This is a genomic window from Oleiphilus sp. HI0086 (assembly GCF_001635225.1).
On record NZ_LWFZ01001411.1, the window covers coordinates 1 to 1,010 of the forward strand.

General features: G+C 42.9%; 1 protein-coding gene. It reads right to left on the reverse strand.

Annotated elements, in window-relative coordinates:
• Positions 1-964, reverse strand: a 964-nt coding sequence (locus tag A3756_RS24000) for a histidine kinase dimerization/phospho-acceptor domain-containing protein (protein ID WP_156490738.1), incomplete at its 3' end; no start/stop codon positions are given.
• Positions 965-1,010: the final 46 nt, after the last annotated feature.

Genomic DNA, 1,010 nt, shown 5'->3' on the forward strand with positions numbered 1-1,010 from the left:
CGAAGTCACTTTTGTTATGCAATCGCTGGAAGGTCGAGAAGAGCTTACCGGCATGTGACATATCAAAACCTGCACCATTGTCCTTAACCTTAAACACGCGCTCTGTTCTTCCGAGTTCGTCCTCTACCAAAGCAGAGCTAAATGCTATTTCTGCAGATTCTGTCTTGCTACTGTACTTCCAGGCATTGTTTATCAGGTTTTCAACGACTGAATGCATCATTCTGGCATCACCATTGATATTCATATCTGGCTGAATATAAATATCTACGACACGCAGGGGATAGGTATCGCGCAGATTGGCCACTACTGTGTCAGCAATTTCGCTTAAGTTTAGGTCTGTTCTTTTTACTTCTTTTCGCTGCATTCGTGACAGGTCCAGCAAACCGTTAATCAAGTCTTCCATCGACTTGGCACCGGCAACGACTTTCGCCAATATCCGTTGCGCTTCTTCATCAAGCTGCGAGGCGTAATCATCAAGTAAGATATCACTAAAGCCTTTGATCATGCGTAAGGGTGATTTTAGATCATGCGATACAGTGTAACTAAATGACTCCAGTTCTTTATTTGCTGAGGCTAATTCAACATTAGCCTGGTCCAGATCTCGTGTTCGCTGGGCTACTTTCTCTTCCAAACTAGCATTCAGGCCCGTCACTTCATTAAACAAACGCGCATTTTCAAGCGATATAGCAGCCTGTGTCAGTAAGACTTTTATCACACTCATGCGCTGCTCGGTAAAGACCCCTGTACTCAAGTTATTCTCTAAGTACAGAGCGCCTATTTGAGATTTTCGGTAAACAATTGGCAAACATAATACCGACTTTGACCTTGCTTTCGATATATAAGCATCCTCTTTAAACTCGCCGTCAGCGCAAGCATTTTCTAGCCAGATTGTTTCACCTAAACGAAGTGTTAAATTGATTATGTCCTGAGGAACATTCACGGACTTTTCCAGAGGTATATGCATTAAATAGGAAGCCTGATCGTTTGGTAAATCGACTTGAGCTTCTATC